Consider the following 19,196-nt stretch of genomic DNA (forward strand, 5'->3'; position numbering starts at 1 on the left):
GGGCCCGGGAAGCGTGACTCGTCCGCAACACGCGGACGAGTCGAGGATTGATCAGTAGCGATAGTGATCAGGCTTGAACGGGCCCGATTCGGACACGCCGATATAGCTCGCCTGATCCGGCCGGAGCTTCGACAGCTTCGCACCGATCTTTTCGAGGTGGAGCATCGCGACCTTCTCGTCGAGATGCTTGGGCAGCGTGTAGACCTTCTTCTCGTATTTGCCCGGGTTCGTGAAGAGTTCCACCTGCGCCAAGGTCTGGTTGGTGAAGGAGGCAGACATCACGAAGGACGGATGACCCATCGCATTGCCGAGATTCACCAGCCGGCCTTCCGAGAGCAGGATGATGCGATGGCCGTCCGGGAACTCGATCTCGTCGACCTGCGGCTTGATGTTGTCCCACTTCATGTTCTTCAGGCCGGCGACCTGAATCTCGTTGTCGAAGTGGCCGATGTTGCAGACGATGGCGCGGTCCTTCATGGCGCGCATGTGGTCGACCGTGATCACGTCCTTGTTGCCCGTGGCGGTCACGAAGATGTCGGCGCGCGGCGCCGCGTCCTCCATGGTGACCACCTCGTAGCCTTCCATGGCGGCCTGGAGCGCGCAGATCGGATCGATCTCGGACACGAGCACCCGGCAGCCTGCATTGCGCAGCGAGGCGGCCGAACCCTTGCCGACATCGCCGAAGCCCGCGACCATGGCGACCTTGCCGGCCATCATCACGTCCGTGCCGCGGCGAATGCCGTCCACCAGCGACTCGCGGCAGCCATAGAGGTTGTCGAACTTGGACTTGGTGACGGCGTCGTTGACGTTGATCGCCGGGAAGAGGAGCCGGCCCTCCTTCTCCATGATATAGAGGCGGTGAACGCCCGTCGTGGTCTCCTCCGAGACGCCCTTGATGCTCTTGGCGAGCTCGCCGAACCAGCCCTTCGGCTTCTCGGCAAGGGTCTTCTTGAGGAGCGCGAAGAGGATCTCCTCCTCCTCCGATTCAGCCTTGTCGAGGAACGCCGTGTCGCCGCCCTCGGCCCGGACGCCGAGATGCACGAAGAGCGTGGCATCGCCGCCGTCGTCGAGGATCATGTTGGGCATCCCGCCATCGCCCCACTCGAAGAGCTTGCGGGTATAATCCCAGTAGTCGACGAGCGACTCGCCCTTACGGGCGAAGACCGGAATGCCGGCGGCAGCAATCGCAGCTGCGGCATGATCCTGGGTGGAGTAGATATTGCAGGAGACCCAGCGGATATCGGCACCGAGCGCCGCGAGAGTCTCGATGAGGACGCCGGTCTGGATGGTCATGTGCAGCGAGCCGGCGATGCGGGCGCCCTTCAGGGGCTGCGACGGGCCGTACTCGGCCCGCACGGCCATGAGGCCCGGCATTTCCGTTTCGGCGATGTTGAGCTCCTTCCGCCCCCAATCGGCCAGGACGATATCGGCGACGATGTAATCCCCGGTGGACTCGACCTTCCTCAACGGCTGCGACATGAGCGGCACACTTTCTCGACGGTTCGTGATGCTGCGCCCTATAGCAGCGCCTCGCGCCTGTGGCAATCAACATATAAAGATGTCTTTATATCCCTGCGCCGGTGACCGAGGCATGCGGACTTGAGCGACGGAGAACCGCGAACGGGCCGCGAAGGCTTCGTCATCACGCGCGACCGGCTGCGCGACGGCAGCCATCTCGCCGCAATCCGGGCCCGGGCGACACCGGATTTCCACGTCCGCTCCGACGAGGACATCGAGCGATCGCTCGAGGAGACGCTGGCCCGCCACCGGGCTACCGAAGACGTCTGGGTCTTCGGATACGGTTCCCTGATGTGGAACCCGGCCTTCCATTTCGAGGAGCGGCGGCTCGGGATCGTGCGTGGCTGGCACCGGCGCTTCTGCCTGTGGCTCTCGCGCGGGCGCGGCAGCCCGGATTGCCCCGGCCTCATGCTGGCGCTCGATCGAGGCGGCGTCTGCCGGGGCGTGGCGTTCCGGGTACCGGCCGCGCAGGCGCGCGATGAGCTCCTGCTGGTGTGGCGGCGAGAGATGCTGTCGGGGGCCTACCTCGCCCGCTGGGTGACGGTGGCAACCGACGAGGGTGCCGTCCCGGCCGTCACCTTCGTGGTGAACCAGGCGCACCAGCGATATTCCGGGAAGCTCGGGGAGGCCGAGACGGCCGACAGGATCCTCACGGCCTCCGGCGAACTCGGCTCCTGCCTGGACTATTTCGAACGAACGGTCCGGATCCTGCGCACGCTCAAGGTCAGGGATGCCGCGCTGGAGCGGATCGAGGCGGAGATCGCGCGGCGGAACGGCGGGCCCGGCTGAGGCCGGCTACTCGTCCTCGCCGAAACGGCCTTCCACGAGTTGCGTGATCGCGGCCAGGCTTTCGGCCGCGTCCTCGCCCTGTGCCGTCACGGTGATCGTGGTTCCTTTCGCGGCCCCGAGGGTCAGGAGGCCCATGATGGAACGCCCGCCAACCGTTTCGCCGCACCGCGTAACGGTCACGGCCGCATCGAAGCGCTCGACGGTCTGCACGAATTTCGCCGAAGCGCGGGCATGCAGGCCCTTCTTGTTGACGATGAGGAGTTCCTTGAAGAGGGCACCGTCCGGAATGTCGACAGGCGGGCAGTCCTCGGTGTCGATCTCCATCGCGACGGCTACTTTCCGGCCAGCACGCGAGAGGCGACGTTGATGTATTTTCGGCCGGCTTCCTGAGCGTGGAGCACGGCGTCCTTCAAAACTTCCTCGTCCCGTACGGAGGCGAGCTTGATCAGCATGGGCAGGTTGATGCCGGCCACGACTTCGACCGAGCCCCCGTTCATACATGAGAGGGCGAGGTTGGAAGGCGTGCCCCCGAACATGTCGGTGAGCACCACGACGCCCGATCCGGAGTTCACCCGGCAGACGGCCGCCATGATGTCCTGACGGCGCGAATCCATGTCGTCCTCGGGACCGATCGTGATCGTCTCAAGCTGGTCCTGAGGGCCAACGACATGTTCCAGCGCGGCGCGGAACTCTGTCGCAAGCTGCCCGTGTGTCACGAGCACCATACCAATCATGCGCAAACGTGGTCCTCACCCGTACGGGCGGAAGAGAACATTTTTGTGCAGTGCACCGATATAAGCAAGGGTCTTGCGACCTTTTGCTCACGGAACAGTCACGAATTGGTCATCCAGCAGACCCAGACGCCAAAGCACCACGCCTGACGCCAAGGGGCCGTTAACTAAAATCCGAGGTAACTTCACGCCCTGGATCGTCGTGAGCAACGCTGCCTGTTCAGGCATCCTCGTCGGGTTCTCGACGAGGTCCACCACGAGGCGCAGCACCGCACTCTCGCAAAACGGCACCCGGGCGATACCGGTTCCCCGTATCTCGATCAGGCCGGCAATCGCCGGCACGGCCTCCGCGACGATCCGTCCGTGGACCGCCCGCAGCGAGACCCGGTCGTCGCAGACGAGCGCGGCGTGGCGGCCGGCCAGGGTGGCGGATGCGATGAGCTCGCGCGCGAGAGTGGATTTGCCCGCGCCCGGAGGGCCCCGCAGGAGGATGCCGTCTTCGCCGATGACGAACGCGGTCGCATGGAGCGTGCTGCCGGCATCGCGCCCCACGAGGTTCAGGCCGCCTTCAGGGCCGGCAGGCGGACGATGAAGCGGGCGCCCCGGGCCGGCTGGCCTTTCGGGCCCGGCGGACGTTTCGCGGCCCGGATCGTCCCCCGATGCGCTTCGACGATCTGGCGCGAGATGGAGAGGCCAAGCCCGGAATTCTGGCCGAAGCCGTGATCGGGCCGGTCCGTGTAGAACCGCTCGAAGATCCGCTCGATCGCGTGTGGCGGGATACCTGGGCCCTCGTCGTCGACGGTGATCTCGACCTCGCGGTCCCGCCTGGCGACCGTGACCTGCACGACGCTCTCCGGCGGCGAGAACGACCGGGCGTTGTCGAAGAGGTTGTTGAACACCTGAGCGAGCCGCGAATCGTGCCCCGCGATGGTGAAGGCCTCCGCCGGACCGCGCTCGACCGTGACCTTGATCTCCGGCTCGTGTGGACGACGCCGCTCGTTGGCGAGCGAGACCACGGTCTCCACGAGCCGCCGCATGTCGATCGGCTCCGCCTCCTCCCGGGCGAGTTCCGCGTCGAGCCTGGACGCGTCGGAGATGTCGCTGATGAGCCGGTCGAGGCGTCGCACGTCGTGCTGGATGATCGACATCAGCCGCTCGCGCGTCGAGTCCGTCTTGGCGACGGGCAGCGTCTCGACCGCGCTCCGCAGGGAGGTCAGCGGGTTCTTGAGCTCATGCGCCACGTCCGCCGCGAAGGACTGGATGGCGTCGATGCGGTTGTAGAGCGCGTGCGTCATGTCGCGAAGCGCGCCCGAAAGGTGCCCGATCTCGTCCGATCGGCGGGTGAAGTCGGGGATCTCGTGGCGCGCCTTGGTGCCGCGCCGCACGCGTTCGGCGGCCTCCGCGAGGCGCCGCACCGGCCCCGCGATCGCGCCCGCCAGCAGCACCGACAGAACCACCATCACCAGCGCGGCGACCAGGAACACCTGGAGCAGTTGGAAGCGCTCGGACGCGATCGTCGCATCGATGTCGCCGCCCTGCGTCGAGAGGAGCAAGGCGCCGCGGACCGCCCCCTGGCGCTGAATGGGTACCGCCACGGAGACGATCGTCTCCCCCCTCTGGTTAGCCCGGACGGAGGAGGCCGTCTGCCCGCCGAGGGCGCGCTGCACTTCCGGAAGCGTCCGGGCATCCGCCGGGCCGACATCGTCGATCTGCGGCCGCTCCCGCTGGAAGAGCCGGTTCAGGGCGTTCCAACCGCGTTCCATCAGGCTGGGTTTCGGGGGCTTCGAGATCGGCGCCGGCTCCTGGCGCAGGTCGCCGCGCGAATAGAGCGTGCGGGAATCCAGCGTGAGCGTCCCGTCGCGGTCGTAGATACGTGCGCGGGTGCCGGTCGGGGTGACGAGACGGCGCAGAAGCGGCGCGACCCGCTCCGGGTTGACCGAGAACTGGAGCGGCGAGAACGGCTCCTCGGCCTGGCCGGGCTGCTCGCCGGCCTGGAGCTCCAGCAGGCGGTCCGGATCCATCGTGATCTGGCCGGTCTCCACCGTCGCGGACGCGGCAACCGCCCCGGCGATGATCTCGCCCTGGATGAGCAGGCTGTTTACCCGCGCCTCGATCAGGCCCTGCCGGAACTGATTCAGCGTCAGGAACCCGATCAGGAGGGCGATCAGGCCCGCGAGATTGAGAAGGATGATCCGCCGCGTCAGGCTCGAGGAGGCGCGGCTGAAGAGCCCGCGCCCGAGCTTCGGCATCCGCAGCGGGCGCCGCCGCGAACTGTTCGATGACGCGGCCCCCGCTGGCATGTCGGGGGCAGCCTTGACCTCGTCGGCCTCGTCGTCGGCCGAGAGATAGGCAGGCTCGTCAGGCCTCCTTGAAGCGATAGCCGACACCGTACAACGTCTCGATCATGTCGAAGGCTTGGTCGACGGCCTTGAACTTCTTGCGCAGGCGCTTGATGTGGCTGTCGATCGTACGGTCATCGACATAGACTTGGTCGTCGTAGGCCGCATCCATGAGGGCGTTGCGGCTCTTCACCACGCCCGGGCGCGTCGCCAGCGCCTGCAGGATCAGGAATTCGGTGACCGTGAGGGTCACGGGCTCGCCCTTCCAGGTGCAGGAATGCCGCTCGGGATCCATCACGAGCTGGCCCCGCTCCAGGGCCTTCGCGGTGTCGTTCTCGCGCGGCTGAGTTGCATCCTTCGGCGCGCCGCGGCGAAGCACCGCTTTCACGCGCTCGACGAGGAGGCGTTGCGAGAAGGGCTTCCGGATGAAGTCGTCAGCCCCCATCTTCAGTCCGAACAGCTCGTCGATCTCCTCGTCCTTCGAGGTGAGGAAGATCACGGGAATGTCCGATTTCTGACGCAGGCGGCGGAGCAGCTCCATGCCGTCCATGCGGGGCATCTTGATGTCGAGGATGGCGAGATCGGCAGGGGATTGCCGGAGGCCGTCGAAAGCGGAGGCGCCGTCGGTATAGGTCTGGATCCTGTAGCCCTCGGCTTCCAGGGCGATCGATACTGAGGCCAGTATGTTGCGGTCGTCGTCCACGAGGGCGATGGTTGGCATCTTGTCTCCTCGATGTGAGGCAGCGCGCCGGAAATCCGGTCGTCGCACCCACTCGGTTCAATGTCCACCGGCGCCAGAACGCATGGTGGCCAGTCGCTAAATAAGGCAGAGCGGGCCGATTACCAATTCAAGGTGGCCCCGGGACCCGTCATGAGCGAGGAAAACGCGCCTAAAGCTGCCGAGTTCGACCCCGCCCCGCTCGCAAGGCAACTTCTTCGAACGGTGCGGTCCGGAGCGCTGGCAACGATCGACCGGGAGACGGGCGGGCCCTTCGCGACGCTCGTGACCGTCGCGACCGATGTCGACGGCTCGCCTCTCCTCCTCGTCTCGGGATTGTCGGCACACGCAACCAACCTCGATGCGGATCCCCGCGCCTCCATCCTCCTGGCGGCGACCGGCCGCGGCGATCCTCTCGCCCATCCGCGCCTGACCGTGACCGGGCGGGTGGAGCGCTCCGCCGACCCGCGGGTCCGACGCCGCTTTCTCGCCCGCAACCCGAAATCGGAGCTCTATGCCGACTTCCCGGATTTCAGCTTCCGGCGGATGACCGTCGAAGGCGCCCACCTGAACGGCGGCTTCGCGAAGGCCGGCCGTCTCGGCCCTGCGGAACTCCTCACCGACATGACGGGCGCCGAGGCGCTCGTCCAAGCGGAGGAAGGCGCGGTCGCCCACATGAACGCCGACCACGCGGATGCGATTGCGCTCTACGCCACTCGGCTCGCCGGGGCACCCGATGGGAGGTGGCGATGCACGGGCATCGACCCGGAAGGGATGGACCTGGCGGCCGGTGACCTCACGGCGCGCCTCACCTACCCCGAACGGGTGGTCGAACCCGGCGCGCTGCGGCGCGTGCTGGTGGCGCTCGCGGGCGAGGCGCGGGCGCTCGCCTGAGAATGCGCGCATGACGCCCTTGTGACGGGTGGCCGTTTCCGGCTAATTGCCCGGCCGAACAAACCCGTTTGCACGCGGCAGTTTCAGCTTCCAGTGTGGTAGCGTACGAACCTGTCCCGGAGGATACGTCCTTGGAAAATTTCGGCCGCCACAACGAGACGTTCGGCGCTGACAAAATCGGCTTTCGGAACCTCAAGGGCGTTCACTGGAACCTGACAGCCCCGTCGCTGGTCGGGGAATCGCTCGCCAGGGGCGAGTCCCACCTGATCCAAGGCGGCGCCCTCGCCGCCGATACCGGCATCCACACGGGACGCTCCCCGAAGGACAAGTTCATCGTCCGCGATGCGGACACCGAGAACGAGATCTGGTGGGACAACAACGGCTCGATCACCCGCGAGCAGTTCGATGTCATCCTGGAGGACTTCCTCAAGCAGGCCGAGGGCAAGGAGCTCTTCGCGCAGGACCTCTATGGCGGCGCGGACCCGGCACACCGCGTCAAGGCGCGCGTCTTCACCGAATACGCCTGGCACTCGCTCTTCATCCGCAACCTTCTGATCCGTCCCGACGAGAGCGAGATCGCGGGCTACACGCCCGACCTGACGATCATCGACCTGCCCAGCTTCAAGGCTGATCCCGCCCGGCACGGCTGCCGCTCGGAGACGATCATCGCCTGCGACTTCACGCGGAAGATCGTGCTCATCGGCTCCTCGTCCTATGCGGGCGAGATGAAGAAGTCGGTGTTCACCTACCTGAACTACGTGCTGCCGGCGAAGAAGATCATGCCGATGCACTGCTCGGCCAATGCCGGCCACGGCGGCGATTCCGCGGTATTCTTCGGCCTGTCCGGGACGGGCAAGACGACGCTCTCCAACGACCCGAACCGCATCCTCATCGGCGACGACGAGCACGGCTGGGGCCCGAACGGCATCTTCAATTTCGAGGGCGGCTGCTACGCGAAGACCATCCGTCTCTCGCGCGATGCCGAGCCCGAGATCTACGCCACCACCGAGCGCTTCGGCACGGTCCTCGAGAACGTGGTGTTCGATCCCGTGACCCGGATCCCGGATTTCGACGACGCCTCGAAGACCGAGAATTCGCGCTGCGCCTACCCGATCGACTTCATCCCGAACGCCTCGCTGACGGGCCGGGCCGGGCACCCGAAGAACATCGTGATGCTGACCGCCGACGCGTTCGGCGTGCTCCCCCCGATCGCGAAGCTCACGGGCGCGGAGGCGATGTACCACTTCCTGTCCGGCTACACGGCCAAGGTCGCTGGCACGGAGAAGGGCCTGAAGGGCCCGGAGGCGACGTTCTCGACCTGCTTCGGGGCGCCCTTCATGCCGCGGCATCCTTCGGTCTACGGCAATCTCCTGCGCGAACTGATCCAGCGCCACCATGTCGATTGCTGGCTCGTGAACACGGGCTGGACGGGCGGCGGCGTCGCCACCGGCGGCCGGCGCATGCCGATCCGCGTCACGCGCCGGCTCCTGACGGCCGCGCTCGACGGCTCGCTCGCCAAGGCGGATTTCCGGCGCGACCCGTATTTCGGCTTCGCGGTGCCGACCTCGGTGCCGGGCGTCGAGCCGCACATCCTGTATCCGGTCAAGACCTGGCAGGATAAGGCCGCCTTCGCCGAGACGGCGAAGCGTCTGGTCGCGATGTTCCAGGAGAACTTCAAGCGCTTCGAGGCCCATGTGGACGCGGATGTCCGGGCGGCCGAGCCGCAGATGTCCATCGCGGCCTGATCGACGCGGAGAGCGATGCGAGGCCCGGGTTCAGCCCGGGCCTTTTCCGTTGAGGCTGCCATGGCGGATGTCCCGACCCTAAGGCTTCCTTCCGGCGAGAGCGTCCCGGTGCTCGGCCAGGGCACCTGGATGATGGCCGAGGGGAACGGCAGGCGCGCCGACGAAATCGCTGCGCTCCGGCTCGGCCTCGACCTCGGCCTCACCCTGGTCGACACGGCCGAGATGTATGCGGACGGCGCATCCGAGACGCTGGTCGGCGAGGCCATCGCGGGCCGGCGCGACGAGGTCTTCCTCGTGTCCAAGGTGCTGCCGAGCAATGCCGGCCGGGCGGCGGCGATCCGGGCCTGCGAGCGCAGCCTCGCCCGGCTCCGGACGGACCGGATCGATCTCTATCTCCTGCACTGGCGCGGCGGCACGCCGCTTTCCGAGACCCTGGCGGCCTTCGAGACGCTCGCGCGCGACGGCAAGATCCGGCACTGGGGCGTCAGCAATTTCGATCCGGACGACATGGCCGAACTGGAGGGCCTGCCGGGCGGCGACGCCGTCGCCGCCAATCAGGTGCTCTACAACCTCACCCGTCGCGGCATCGAGTTCGACCTCCTCCCCGGCTGCCGCGAGCGCGGCATTGCCGTCATGGCGTATTCCCCGATCGAGCAGGGCCGCATGCTCCGCCATCCGGCTCTTGCGAAGGTCGCCGCCCGGCATGGCGCCACGCCGGCCCAGGTCGGGCTCGCCTGGGTGCTGCGGCAGGATGGCGTCATGGCGATCCCGAAGGCCGGCCGACCAGAGCACGTCCGCGAGAACCGGGCCGCGCTCGACCTCCGGCTCACGGCCGACGATCTCGCGGAACTCGACCGCGCCTTTCCGCCGCCAGCGCGCCCGCAGCCGCTCGAGATGCTATAGGGCCGCAATGGCCTGCCCCACCGAGGTCTGAAACACGTAATGGAAGTGCTTGTCATCGGCGCAGGCGTCGTGGGCCTCGCCTGCGCGCGGGCGCTCGCCCGCAGCGGCCACTCGGTCATCGTGGCCGAGAAGGAGAGCGCGATCGGCTGCGGCGTCTCCTCGCGCAACAGCGAGGTCATCCATGCCGGGCTCTACTACCCGACGGACTCGCTGCGGGCGCGGCACTGCGTGAAGGGACGCGAACTCCTCTACGATTACTGCGCGAGCCACGGCGTGGCCGCGAAGCGCTGCGGCAAGCTCGTCGTGGCCACGACGGAGCTCGAAGTCCCCAAGATCGAAGGCATCTTCCAGCAGGGCCAGCGGAACGGCGTCGAGGGGCTGTCGATGATCGATGGGGGCCGGGCAAAGGCGCTCGAGCCGAACCTGTCCTGCCTCGCCGCCCTGCACTCGGAGGAGACCGGTATCGTCGACAGCCACGGCTTCATGCTGGCGCTGCAGGGCGATATCGAGGACGCGTCCGGCAACCTGGCGCTCAACGCCGAGATCGAGAGCCTCACGCATACGGCGCTGGGCTGGAACGTGCGCTATGGCGGCGCGGATAGCGGCACCCTGACGGTCGACGCTGTGGTAATCGCGGCCGGGCTCGGAGCGCAGGCGCTCGCGGGCGCGACCGAGGGCTACCCGCAGGACCGCATTCCGCCGCTCGTCTATGCGAAGGGCAACTATTTCGGCTGTCTGGGCAAGCCGGCCTTCACGCGGCTGATCTACCCGGCACCGGTCGATGGCGGGCTCGGAACCCACCTCACCATCGACCTCGCCGGCCGGATGCGGTTCGGGCCGGATGTCGAGTGGGTCGACCAGCTCGACTACGAGGTCGATCCGGCCCGTTCCGAATCCTTCTACGCCTCCATCCGCCGCTATTGGCCCGGCCTCCCCGACGAGGCGCTGGTTCCCGATTATTCGGGCATCCGGCCGAAGCTGACCGGCCCGGGTGAGAAGCCCGCCGATTTCATGATCGAGGGGCCCGAGGAGCACGGGCTGAAACGCCTCGTCGCGCTCTTCGGGATCGAGAGCCCCGGCCTCACCTCGGCGCTCTCGATCGGGATCGAGGTCTGCGAGCGCATCGGCGAGTGACGCTCAGCGCGGCGGGAGGAAACGCCCCGCCAGCATGCGGATGACCTGCGGACCCATGTAGATGGGGAACTGCGCGAGCGCGAAGAACAGGAAGGTCGTCTCGGGAGCGCTGGCTCCGAGCGCCGCCACGATCAGCCCGAGATTGCGCTGCCCGGTCGCATAGCCGAACACGACCCGCTGCGATGCCGGGACCGACCGGAGGACCAGCCAGGCCAGGCCGTAGCCCGTCACCGAGAGCGAGGCGGCGAGGGCCAGGAAACCCGCCACCCGCGCCGGATTGCTCACGACGGCCGCCAGTACCCCGTCCATGGCGGCGATCGCGAACAGGCCGTACATCAGCACGCCGATGCCATCGAGGCTGCGGCTGTTCTCCTGGATCCAGCTGGCGCCGAGCAACCGCCGGAGCACGATCCCGGCCACCAGCGCGCCGCCCACCATCACGACGAGGCGCGTGACCAGGACCGTGAGGTCGAGCGGGACCGAGCCGCCCGCGACGAGGTCGGCGATGACGGGCGACAGCACCGGCGCCGCGATGGTGGTGAGGAGAACCGTCGCCAGGATCAGGGCCGGTTCGACGCCGAGCAGCATCGCGACCGCCGGCGAGGACATGATGGGCGGCGCGGCCGCGTAGATCGCAAGCCCGAGCGCCAGGCCGGGATCGATGAGGCCGGGCCCCAGCAGCGCCTTCGCGGCGAGTGCCACGAGGGCGGGCACGAGCAGCACGCAGAGGATGCACAGGATCAGCTTGCGCGGCGCGCGGAGCACCGCCAGGAACGCCGGCCCGTTCAGCCGCATGAAGCTCGTGAGCAGGAAGACGAAGATCGTCACCGCCAGGAACGGGCGCGCAGCCGATGCCAGCCAGGGCAGCGACAGCCCGAAGAAGAGGCTCACCACGAAGCCCTGGGTGCCGTAGCGCCCGATGAGGGCGAGCCACTGGAGGATGCGCTTCATCGGGCGGAGCCATGCCGCTCCGCGCCCCGAAGGCAAGCGGCCGGGCTGCATCAACCCGGCGAAATCTGGCTGGCGGCCGGGTCGGGGCCTGCGGCGCTACTCTAGCGGGTGGGAAGCCGCGTCACGGTGCGGACGAGCTCGGACGCGACATTGGCGTTGCTGACCAGGCGCCCGAGATCGACGTGGACCTTTCCGATCCCTTCCTTCGTCTTCACCAGTTCGCCTTGGCTTCCAGCCGCGAGTTCCCGAAGCTCCACGAGCATGCTCGTGAGCACGACAAGGCGATTGTAGATCCCCAGCGCCACGCAGAAGAGCGCGGTGCCGATGATCGCCAACACCAGAAGCGCGACGGTAACGACGGACATTGCCCTGTGAGGATGCCCGCCCGAAGGACGTTCGGCAAGTGAATCCTGCGGGATTCCGCGGCGTCGGCCTCCCGGCGCGATCAGAACAGCAGAGGATCGTCGGACGGGTCCGTCTCGCCGCCCGAGGGCTGCAACGAGAGGCGTCGCGCGAGCCCGGAGAGGCTGATCGTCGCGGCCGCAAGCGCCGGCGTGACGGTCCAGTCCTCTGCAACCTGGGCGGAGAGGCTCTCCACAAAGGCCGCGAGGGCGCCGAGGTGCTGCGCGATCAGGTCGAGGTCCTGGACGGCGACGAGGTCTGCGCTCGTCAGATCCGCCGAGGCCAGCACGCGCGAGAGCGCCTCCTGGACACCTTCGCTCCGTTGCGCGAGGTCCGCGACCTCCCCCTGAAGAGCGCCCAGGACTTGGGCCAGGCTCGCCTGCTCAGACGGCATGTTCGATCCCCGCCGGGCGATCAGAAGAGTTCGACATCGGAGCCGCCGGCTCTCGCCGAGCCGGCGGGGTCGAGTGTCGGGAGGATCGCCGCCGGATCGAGCTTGTCGACGAAGAGCTGCCGGACGCGACCGGTGGCGGGCCAGAACTGCACGCGCCGGGCCTTGCTCCCCCGCAGGCTCCCGCCCATCGCGATCAGCTCTTCCCGCCTGACGAAGGCCTCGGCGAAATCGGCGTTCTGGGAGCCGATGTCGGTGAGGCGGTCGAATAGTCGCGCCCCGCCGAACAGCCAGACATGCAGGCGTTCGCGCCGGCCGCCGAGCTTCAGGATGCCGTTGATGAGCAGCTCCATCGCGTTGACGCCATAGCGGACATGCGCGCTGGCGGGCCCATCCGCCTCCGGCAGGAGGAAGTGGTTCATGCCTCCGACGCCGGCGACGGGGTCGTGGATGCAGGCGGCGACGCAGGATCCCAGGAGCGTCGTCAGCACGACGTCCGGGTCGGGGCTGACCTCGTACTCGCCCTGCACGATATGCAGGCGCCGGGTCTTCCTGGCCTCGATCCTGTCACTCTCTGGGGCTTCGCGTCGAGCAATTCCGGTCACGAAAGCTTTCCGAACACCGCCTCGATCCGTTCGCGTAGTCCGGCGAGGGTGAACGGCTTCACCACGTAATTGTTGACGCCATATTCCTTGGCCTGCTTCAGCAGCTCGATATCCGCTCTTCCGGTCAGCATGATGAACGCGATCTTGCTGGTCGGCGGGTGAACCCGCAGGGAGCGCAGGAGACCGATCCCGTCGAGGTTCGGCATGTTGAAGTCGGATATGACGAGGTTCACCGGGCGCGTGATGACGCCCTTCAGGCACTCCTCCCCGTCCCGCGCTTCACGGATATCGACGAACCCGATCTGCTCGAGGCTGGTCCGGATGAGTGTTCTCATCGATGCCTGATCGTCGGCGATCATGACGCTGATCTGCTTGGCGGCGGGCATCAGACCCTCTCATCCATCACGTGATTGCAAAGCCGGAGAACCTCGCCGGCGATCCTCGAAAGAGGCAGCTGCTTTTCCACGGCCCCGACTTCCTGCGCGACGCGGGGCATGCCGTAGACGACCGACGTCGCCTCATCCTGGCCGATCGTCGATGCGCCCCCTCGCCGCATCGCCAGGAGTCCCCGTGCGCCGTCGCGGCCCATCCCGGTCAGGATGACGCCGACGCCCTCGGCGCCGACCGCCGCTGAAACCGACTCGAACAGGCGATCGACGGAGGGACGGTGCCCGCTGACGAGATCGCCGTCGCGCAGCCGGCAGCGGAGCGAGGTCAGGCCCGATATCTCGAGATGCGCACCGCCGCCGGGCGCCAGGTAGACATGGCCGGGCAGGAGCGGCGCGCCCTCCTTCGCCTCGGTCACCTTGGCGGCGCTGAAGCGATCGAGCCGCTGGGCGAAGCTGGCCGTGAAGCTGGCGGGCATGTGCTGCGTGATCACGGTCGGCGGGCAATTTGCCGGAAACCGCGAGACGATGGTCAGCAGAGCCTCGACGCCTCCCGTGGAGGACCCGATCGCGACGACGCGCCCGTTCGGCTCGAATGTCTGGCCGGGCGGAGACGGCGACCGGCCCGCGAGATTCGCCTGGCGCGGCCGCGAGCGCTTGGCGGCCTTCACCTTCGCGGGAAGCTCCGCGAATGCCTCGGCGGCCGATACCCCGCCAGCCGGCTTGCCGACGCAATCGAAGGCCCCGAGCTCGAGCGCCCGGATGCTCGATTCCGCGCCATGCTGCGTCAGGGTCGAGATCATGATCACGGGCATGGGCCGCAGGCGCATGATCTTCTCGAGGAAATCGAGGCCGTTCATGTTCGGCATCTCGATGTCGAGCGTGACCACGTCCGGATTGAGGGCCTTGATGGCTTCGCGCGCCTGCAGGGGATCGCCGGCGGTCCCCACCACCTCGATCTCCGGATCGCTCTGGAGCACCGCCGACACGATGCTCCGCATCGTCAGCGAATCATCGACGACGAGAACGGTTGTCTTCGTCACGCGGGGGCTCCGGCGAGGGCGTAGGCGGTAAGCCCATCGCTCCGGAACGCCCCGTCGGTCACGCGCTCCGAATGTCCGACATAGAGGCGTCCGCCGGGCTGCATGGTGGAGCGGAAGCGCCCCCACATCCGGTGCTGCGTCTCCTCGTCGAAGTAGATGACGACGTTCCGGCAGAAGATCACGTCGAAGCGTCCCTTCATCGGCCAGGGGCCGACCAGGTTAAGCTCGCGAAACGCCACGAGCGCCCGCATCGCGTCCCCCACCTCCAGCGCTCCGGCGTCCCGCGGCACCATCCAGCGCTGAGCGAGTTCCGCGGGAATCGGCGCGACCTCCGTCCGCGGGTAGATGCCGCGCCGTCCCGCGATGATGACGTTCGGGTCGATGTCGGAGGCGAGGATCTTCACGTCGTGCTCGGGCGCGTCCGGCATCATCCCCAGGAGCGTCAGCGCGATCGAATAGGGCTCCTGACCCGTCGAGCAGCCGGCGGACCAGATCCGCACCCGGCCACCCTGCCGCAGGCGCGAGACGAGGCCCGGCAGGACCTTTCGCCCGAGATCGTCGAAGTGGTGCGGTTCGCGGAAGAAGCGCGTGACGTTCGTGGTCAGCGCAGCGAGCATGTTGCGCCGCTCGCCCGCACCCTCCGCATTGGACACGAGTTCGCAATAGGCCCGGAAGCTCTCCAGGCCGAGCGCCCGCAGCCGCTTCGCGAGGCGGGAATAGACCAGCGTCGCCTTGCTCTCCGGCAGCGCGAGCCCGGCATCCGCGTAGAGCATCGCGGCGATCTGCCGGAAATCCCGCTCGGTGAAGGGGAATTCACCGCCCGCGATGGAGCTCCCGGCCTGCCGCACCGACAAGGTCGACATTGCTTCAGGCGGCCTTGGCCTGTTCGGGGAGCATGCGATCGAGCGAGACCAGGCTGATCAGTCGCCCGTCTACCGGCAGGAGGCCTTTCACGAACGCACCGGCGGGGTCGTAGGCGACGTCGGGCGTTGGCTGCAGCGCATCCTCGGACACCGTCAGGATGTCGGACACGGCATCGACCAGGAGCCCGACCAGCTGCTCGCCGATTCGGGACACGATGATGACGTGGCGGGCGGTCGGGTCGGTCGTCTCCAGGCCGAGCCGCGCGGCGAGGTCCACGACGGGAAGGACGGCCCCCCGCAGGTTGATCACGCCACGCACGAAGCCCGGCGAGTGGGGCAGCGGCGTCGCGGGGGTCCAGCCCCGGATCTCGCGCACGGCCTGGATGTCGATGCAGAATTCCTGGGCGCCGATGCGGAAGGCAATCAGTTCCTTCCGGTCGGCCCCTTGCACGTTGCTTTCGGTATTCATGGATCAGCCTGCTGCGAGGAGGCGGGTTTCTGTGATCGCGGCGGCGTCGCAGGACGGGCCGGCGATGACGGCGTCGACATCGAGGATCAGGGCGACGCGGCCATCCCCGAGGATCGTCGCCGCCGCGATCCCGGCGACGCGCTGGTAGTTCGCCTCGAGACTCTTGATGACCACCTGCCGCTGGCCCAGGATCTGATCGACGAGGAGAGCGGCGCTCCGCCCATCCTCGCCCTCCACGAGGAGCGCGACGCCCTCCGTGGGCTCGATCGGCGTGGGCCGGTAGCCGAGCCGATGCCCGATATCGAGGATCGGCACGTAGCGGCCGCGTATCAGGAGAAGCGGGACGCTTCCCGCCAGATTGCGCACGGCGGCAGCCTTGGGCTGCAGCGTCTCCATGACGGCGGTGATCGGCAGCACGAAGGTCTGGCCGCCGACCGACACCACCATGCCGTCGAGCACGGCCAGCGTAAGCGGCAGGCTCAGCGTGAAGGTCGAGCCCTGGCCCGGTCGGGACGCGATGCTGATGCGACCGCCCAGTGCCTGGATCGAGCGCCGGACCACGTCCATCCCGACACCCCGGCCGGAGATGTCGGACACCGTCTCGGCCGTCGAGAAGCCCGGCATGAAGATGAGGTTGTCCGTCTCTTCGTCGCTCAAGCTCGCGTCGGGTGGAATAAGGCCCTTGCCGACCGCGATCTCCCGCACGCGCCTGCGGTTGATCCCGCCGCCGTCATCGGAGACCTCGATGACGATGCGGCCGCTGCGATGCAGGGCCGAGAGGCGGACGACGCCCTCCGCCGGCTTTCCGGCCTCGCGCCTCCGCTCGGGCGATTCGAGCCCGTGGTCGATCGCGTTGCGGATCATGTGAGTGATCGGGTCCGTGAGGCGCTCGATGACCGTCTTGTCGACCTCCGTGCCCTCGCCCTCCACGACGAGGCGGACCTGCTTGCCGGTCGCGCTGGCGACCTCGCGCACGAGGCGGGGCATGCGCTGGAAGACGGATTTCACGGGCTGCGCCCGGATCGCCATGACGCTGTCCTGGATCTCGCGCGTCAGGAGTTCGAGGTCGTCGAGGCCGACCACGATCCCGGACGAGCGGGCGACTCCGCTCTCGAGCACGCGCTGCGCCAGCATCGCCTGATTGATAACGAGTTCGCCCACGAGGTCGATGAGGCGGTCGACGCGGTCCAGGTCGACGCGGATCGTCGGCGAGGCTGCCGGAACGGGCTGCACCTCCTCCTTCCTGGCCTGAGGCTCGGCCGCGCGCGCCGGGTGCTCCTTCAGGGGGATCACCTCGGCGACCGGCTGCTCCGATGCGTCCCGGGCGGCTTCCGGGGTAGCGGTGGCGACCTGGGTCACCCCGCCCGTGGCGCGCGCGATCAGCGCCTTGATGTCGAGCTCATCGAGGGGCACAGCCGCCGTCGCGGGCTCGACCGGGACCGGCGCGATACCGGCGAAGGCCGTCTCGTCCGGATTGTCGATGGCCAGTTCGCAATCGCCCTCGACGAAGTCGAAGACCTCTCGGATGGCTGCCTCGTCGGCCGTGGCCACCCTGGCAGTCCATCGGAAATAGGCCGCCTCGGGCTCCAGCGCGTCGAGGAGCGGGAGTGTGCTTGCATCCAGCTCGATCGCCGTCCTGCCGAGCGACGCGAGTTCGCGCAGCAGCACGGCCGGCTCGTTCGCCTTGGCGTAGAGTGCGCTCGTGGGCTTGAAGGTGACGATCCGGCTCTCGGCAGGCGCGACCACTCCCTCGAGCGGTGCCGGCTCGCTCTCGGGCAGGTCGATCGCCACGACGATCGGCGCGAAGTCGAGATCCAGGAACTCGTCCCCGGCCGAGGCGTCCTGCTCCGTCCCGGTGAGTTCACCGAGCTCGGCCATCAGGGCCTGGGCGCGAGCCTCGTCCATCGCGGTGCCGTCGCGCGTGGCCCGCACGAGGTCGGCGAGCACGTCGGAGGCGCGCAGCATCACGTCCAGGATCGGGCCATCGGGTGCCAGCCGGCCGGCTCGCATCTCGTCGAGGACCGTCTCGAAGACGTGGGCGAAGCGGACGAGGTCGGTCAGGCTGAAGGCACCGGCGCCGCCCTTGATCGAGTGCACGGCGCGAAAGACGGCGTTCACCGTCTCGGAATCGCACTCGCCCTCCTTCATGGCGAGAAGGCCGACCTCGAGTTCGGCGAGCTGCTCCTCGCATTCCTGGAAGAATGTGACCTTGATGGAAGCGAGGGGATCCACGTGACGCGCCCTTCTGGGACTGTGGTCGATCAGGCCGCGACGCGGCGGATCGCGCTGACGAGTTTCTCGGGATTGAAGGGCTTCACGATCCAGCCGGTGGCGCCCGCCTCCCGCGCCCGTTCCTTCTTGGCCGCATCGCTCTCGGTGGTGAGGACCAGGATGGGCGTCGCCCGATGCTTGTCGTCGCGCCGCACGCTCTCGATCACCCCGAACCCGTCCATGCGCGGCATGTTGATGTCCGTGATGATCACGTCGGGCTTCTCGGCCCCGAGCATTTCCAGCCCGTGCACGCCGTCCACCGCCTGGACGACGCGGTAGCCGGCATCCGTGAGGGCCAGCATCAGCATGTCCCGCATCGTGCGGGAATCATCGATCGTCAGGATGGTCTTGCTCACCGCACGCACTCCCGGGAGATGGAGAAGAGGAGGAACGACGCGCCGAGCGTCTCCAGGCCCTCTTCGAAAGCCGGGGAGGTCCCGCCCAGCGAGAAGGGCACCCCGTCCGACGTCCAGGTCGAATGGGCGGACATGATGACCTGGAGGCAGAGCGCCCCGACGCGGTCCACATCCGTCGCATCCACGCAGACCGCCTTGCCGCGCAGGGCGCCGAATTCCTCCTTCAGCGGCGCTGCGGCCGTGAGATCGAGGACGGGCCGCAGCTTCAGCGTCGCTGCCTGTGTCTCTAGTGCCGGCTGCATCCCGCGCTCCTCAGAACTCTTCCCAGCCGTCTTCCGTCGGCTGCGGCTTGCGCACCGCCGCGAAGCAGCGCCCGCTCACCCTGAGAGGTCGGGCGCTGCGCCCAGCCGGACCCGGGTGCTCCGGCAACCGGTTGCGCGACGGTGGCGGCATTCTGCTGCGCAACCCGATCCATCTGATTAACGGCCCCGGAGGCGTAGACGAGATTTCCTAAAACTTCTCTGCCGCGGGCCGCCCTGCGCCCCGCCGGGCGATCGTCCGAAGCTTCCCCAAAATCGAGGCGAGAGCTCTTGCCGGGGTAGAAGAGGACCTTGCGATTCCCGTTGGAGGAGCGAACCTCCGCTCTCGCGCCGGATGCGGGCTGGGCACACGGCCGAAGGCTCATAGC

At 67.9% G+C, this 19,196-nt stretch carries 22 protein-coding genes; 5 read left to right on the forward strand and 17 right to left on the reverse strand.

The features are described 5' to 3' along the window. Positions 1–51: 51 nt before the first annotated feature. On the reverse strand, positions 52–1,479 hold the full coding sequence (gene ahcY, locus ACO2SS_RS15030) for an adenosylhomocysteinase (RefSeq protein ID WP_423278487.1): 1,428 nt from the start codon (positions 1,477–1,479) through the stop codon (positions 52–54). 120 nt (positions 1,480–1,599) lie between these two features. On the opposite strand from ahcY, the gene ACO2SS_RS15035 reads away from it, so the two are divergent. Further along, complete coding sequence (locus ACO2SS_RS15035) at positions 1,600–2,307, forward strand: gamma-glutamylcyclotransferase (protein WP_423278488.1); 708 nt, start codon at positions 1,600–1,602, stop codon at positions 2,305–2,307. Positions 2,308–2,313: 6 nt separating this feature from the next. Here the strand turns inward: ACO2SS_RS15035 and ACO2SS_RS15040 are convergent, their stop codons facing one another. The 5 genes from ACO2SS_RS15040 to ACO2SS_RS15060 form a co-directional block, all read right to left on the reverse strand. Then, positions 2,314–2,631, reverse strand: coding sequence for an HPr family phosphocarrier protein (locus tag ACO2SS_RS15040; RefSeq protein ID WP_423278489.1), 318 nt, complete (start codon positions 2,629–2,631; stop codon positions 2,314–2,316). A gap of 8 nt (positions 2,632–2,639) precedes the next feature. Then, positions 2,640–3,041 carry a PTS sugar transporter subunit IIA gene (locus ACO2SS_RS15045; protein WP_423278490.1) on the reverse strand — a complete coding sequence of 134 codons (402 nt, stop codon included), beginning with the start codon at positions 3,039–3,041 and terminating at the stop codon, positions 2,640–2,642. An 87-nt stretch (positions 3,042–3,128) separates the two neighbouring features. Next, on the reverse strand, positions 3,129–3,590 hold the full coding sequence (locus ACO2SS_RS15050) for an HPr kinase/phosphorylase (RefSeq protein WP_423278491.1): 462 nt from the start codon (positions 3,588–3,590) through the stop codon (positions 3,129–3,131). Between the two features lie 5 nt (positions 3,591–3,595). After that, positions 3,596–5,338: a stimulus-sensing domain-containing protein gene (locus ACO2SS_RS15055; protein ID WP_423278579.1), complete on the reverse strand. Its 1,743-nt coding sequence runs from the start codon at positions 5,336–5,338 to the stop codon at positions 3,596–3,598. A gap of 58 nt (positions 5,339–5,396) precedes the next feature. Continuing rightward, positions 5,397–6,098: a response regulator transcription factor gene (locus ACO2SS_RS15060; protein ID WP_423278492.1), complete on the reverse strand. Its 702-nt coding sequence runs from the start codon at positions 6,096–6,098 to the stop codon at positions 5,397–5,399. 150 nt (positions 6,099–6,248) lie between these two features. Here ACO2SS_RS15060 and ACO2SS_RS15065 point away from each other — a divergent pair, with 150 nt between their 5' ends. From ACO2SS_RS15065 to ACO2SS_RS15080, 4 genes are all read left to right on the forward strand, one after another. Further along, positions 6,249–6,989: a HugZ family protein gene (locus tag ACO2SS_RS15065; protein ID WP_423278493.1), complete on the forward strand. Its 741-nt coding sequence runs from the start codon at positions 6,249–6,251 to the stop codon at positions 6,987–6,989. A 131-nt stretch (positions 6,990–7,120) separates the two neighbouring features. Next, positions 7,121–8,734 (forward strand): phosphoenolpyruvate carboxykinase, encoded by a 1,614-nt coding sequence (locus tag ACO2SS_RS15070; RefSeq protein WP_423278494.1) that lies wholly within the window; start codon positions 7,121–7,123, stop codon positions 8,732–8,734. Positions 8,735–8,794: 60 nt separating this feature from the next. Continuing rightward, entirely contained in the window at positions 8,795–9,637 is an 843-nt protein-coding gene (locus ACO2SS_RS15075; RefSeq protein WP_423278495.1) for an aldo/keto reductase, read from the forward strand. A gap of 39 nt (positions 9,638–9,676) precedes the next feature. Continuing rightward, entirely contained in the window at positions 9,677–10,771 is a 1,095-nt protein-coding gene (locus tag ACO2SS_RS15080) for an NAD(P)/FAD-dependent oxidoreductase (protein WP_423278496.1), read from the forward strand. 3 nt (positions 10,772–10,774) lie between these two features. Here the strand turns inward: ACO2SS_RS15080 and ACO2SS_RS15085 are convergent, their stop codons facing one another. The 11 genes from ACO2SS_RS15085 to ACO2SS_RS15135 form a co-directional block, all read right to left on the reverse strand. Further along, entirely contained in the window at positions 10,775–11,722 is a 948-nt protein-coding gene (locus ACO2SS_RS15085; protein WP_423278497.1) for a hypothetical protein, read from the reverse strand. A 101-nt stretch (positions 11,723–11,823) separates the two neighbouring features. Beyond that, on the reverse strand, positions 11,824–12,087 hold the full coding sequence (locus ACO2SS_RS15090; RefSeq protein ID WP_423278498.1) for a hypothetical protein: 264 nt from the start codon (positions 12,085–12,087) through the stop codon (positions 11,824–11,826). 80 nt (positions 12,088–12,167) lie between these two features. Then, positions 12,168–12,518 (reverse strand): hypothetical protein, encoded by a 351-nt coding sequence (locus ACO2SS_RS15095; protein WP_423278499.1) that lies wholly within the window; start codon positions 12,516–12,518, stop codon positions 12,168–12,170. Between the two features lie 20 nt (positions 12,519–12,538). After that, on the reverse strand, positions 12,539–13,120 hold the full coding sequence (locus ACO2SS_RS15100) for a chemotaxis protein CheD (protein ID WP_423278500.1): 582 nt from the start codon (positions 13,118–13,120) through the stop codon (positions 12,539–12,541). Further along, positions 13,117–13,506, reverse strand: coding sequence for a response regulator (locus ACO2SS_RS15105; RefSeq protein ID WP_423278501.1), 390 nt, complete (start codon positions 13,504–13,506; stop codon positions 13,117–13,119). Before ACO2SS_RS15105 ends, ACO2SS_RS15100 begins: the two co-directional genes overlap by 4 nt. Next, positions 13,506–14,549 (reverse strand): protein-glutamate methylesterase/protein-glutamine glutaminase, encoded by a 1,044-nt coding sequence (locus ACO2SS_RS15110; protein ID WP_423278502.1) that lies wholly within the window; start codon positions 14,547–14,549, stop codon positions 13,506–13,508. The genes ACO2SS_RS15105 and ACO2SS_RS15110 overlap by 1 nt, the downstream gene beginning before the upstream one ends. Continuing rightward, positions 14,546–15,412 (reverse strand): CheR family methyltransferase, encoded by an 867-nt coding sequence (locus ACO2SS_RS15115; protein ID WP_423278503.1) that lies wholly within the window; start codon positions 15,410–15,412, stop codon positions 14,546–14,548. Before ACO2SS_RS15115 ends, ACO2SS_RS15110 begins: the two co-directional genes overlap by 4 nt. A gap of 4 nt (positions 15,413–15,416) precedes the next feature. Then, complete coding sequence (locus ACO2SS_RS15120; RefSeq protein ID WP_423278504.1) at positions 15,417–15,881, reverse strand: chemotaxis protein CheW; 465 nt, start codon at positions 15,879–15,881, stop codon at positions 15,417–15,419. A gap of 3 nt (positions 15,882–15,884) precedes the next feature. Beyond that, positions 15,885–18,113 carry a chemotaxis protein CheA gene (locus tag ACO2SS_RS15125; RefSeq protein WP_423278505.1) on the reverse strand — a complete coding sequence of 743 codons (2,229 nt, stop codon included), beginning with the start codon at positions 18,111–18,113 and terminating at the stop codon, positions 15,885–15,887. Between the two features lie 29 nt (positions 18,114–18,142). Continuing rightward, on the reverse strand, positions 18,143–18,508 hold the full coding sequence (locus tag ACO2SS_RS15130) for a response regulator (RefSeq protein WP_423278506.1): 366 nt from the start codon (positions 18,506–18,508) through the stop codon (positions 18,143–18,145). After that, complete coding sequence (locus tag ACO2SS_RS15135) at positions 18,505–18,810, reverse strand: STAS domain-containing protein (RefSeq protein ID WP_423278507.1); 306 nt, start codon at positions 18,808–18,810, stop codon at positions 18,505–18,507. Before ACO2SS_RS15135 ends, ACO2SS_RS15130 begins: the two co-directional genes overlap by 4 nt. Positions 18,811–19,196: the final 386 nt, after the last annotated feature.

Origin of the sequence: Enterovirga sp. CN4-39, from assembly GCF_049446235.1 — a bacterium.
Lineage (GTDB): Bacteria > Pseudomonadota > Alphaproteobacteria > Rhizobiales > Beijerinckiaceae > Enterovirga.

What these genes read in the sequence shown, in the direction of transcription:
- ahcY (WP_423278487.1), bottom strand. Translation starts at nt 1,479, where the DNA reads ATGTCGCAGCCGTTGAGGAAGGTCGAGTCCACCGGGGATTACATCGTC.
- ACO2SS_RS15040 (WP_423278489.1), bottom strand. Translation starts at nt 2,631, where the DNA reads ATGGAGATCGACACCGAGGACTGCCCGCCTGTCGACATTCCGGACGGT.
- ACO2SS_RS15045 (WP_423278490.1), bottom strand. Translation starts at nt 3,041, where the DNA reads ATGATTGGTATGGTGCTCGTGACACACGGGCAGCTTGCGACAGAGTTC.
- ACO2SS_RS15055 (WP_423278579.1), bottom strand. Translation starts at nt 5,338, where the DNA reads ATGCCAGCGGGGGCCGCGTCATCGAACAGTTCGCGGCGGCGCCCGCTG.
- ACO2SS_RS15060 (WP_423278492.1), bottom strand. Translation starts at nt 6,098, where the DNA reads ATGCCAACCATCGCCCTCGTGGACGACGACCGCAACATACTGGCCTCA.
- ACO2SS_RS15065 (WP_423278493.1), top strand. Translation starts at nt 6,249, where the DNA reads ATGAGCGAGGAAAACGCGCCTAAAGCTGCCGAGTTCGACCCCGCCCCG.
- ACO2SS_RS15075 (WP_423278495.1), top strand. Translation starts at nt 8,795, where the DNA reads ATGGCGGATGTCCCGACCCTAAGGCTTCCTTCCGGCGAGAGCGTCCCG.
- ACO2SS_RS15080 (WP_423278496.1), top strand. Translation starts at nt 9,677, where the DNA reads ATGGAAGTGCTTGTCATCGGCGCAGGCGTCGTGGGCCTCGCCTGCGCG.
- ACO2SS_RS15085 (WP_423278497.1), bottom strand. Translation starts at nt 11,722, where the DNA reads ATGAAGCGCATCCTCCAGTGGCTCGCCCTCATCGGGCGCTACGGCACC.
- ACO2SS_RS15090 (WP_423278498.1), bottom strand. Translation starts at nt 12,087, where the DNA reads ATGTCCGTCGTTACCGTCGCGCTTCTGGTGTTGGCGATCATCGGCACC.
- ACO2SS_RS15095 (WP_423278499.1), bottom strand. Translation starts at nt 12,518, where the DNA reads ATGCCGTCTGAGCAGGCGAGCCTGGCCCAAGTCCTGGGCGCTCTTCAG.
- ACO2SS_RS15105 (WP_423278501.1), bottom strand. Translation starts at nt 13,506, where the DNA reads ATGCCCGCCGCCAAGCAGATCAGCGTCATGATCGCCGACGATCAGGCA.
- ACO2SS_RS15115 (WP_423278503.1), bottom strand. Translation starts at nt 15,412, where the DNA reads ATGTCGACCTTGTCGGTGCGGCAGGCCGGGAGCTCCATCGCGGGCGGT.
- ACO2SS_RS15120 (WP_423278504.1), bottom strand. Translation starts at nt 15,881, where the DNA reads ATGAATACCGAAAGCAACGTGCAAGGGGCCGACCGGAAGGAACTGATT.
- ACO2SS_RS15135 (WP_423278507.1), bottom strand. Translation starts at nt 18,810, where the DNA reads ATGCAGCCGGCACTAGAGACACAGGCAGCGACGCTGAAGCTGCGGCCC.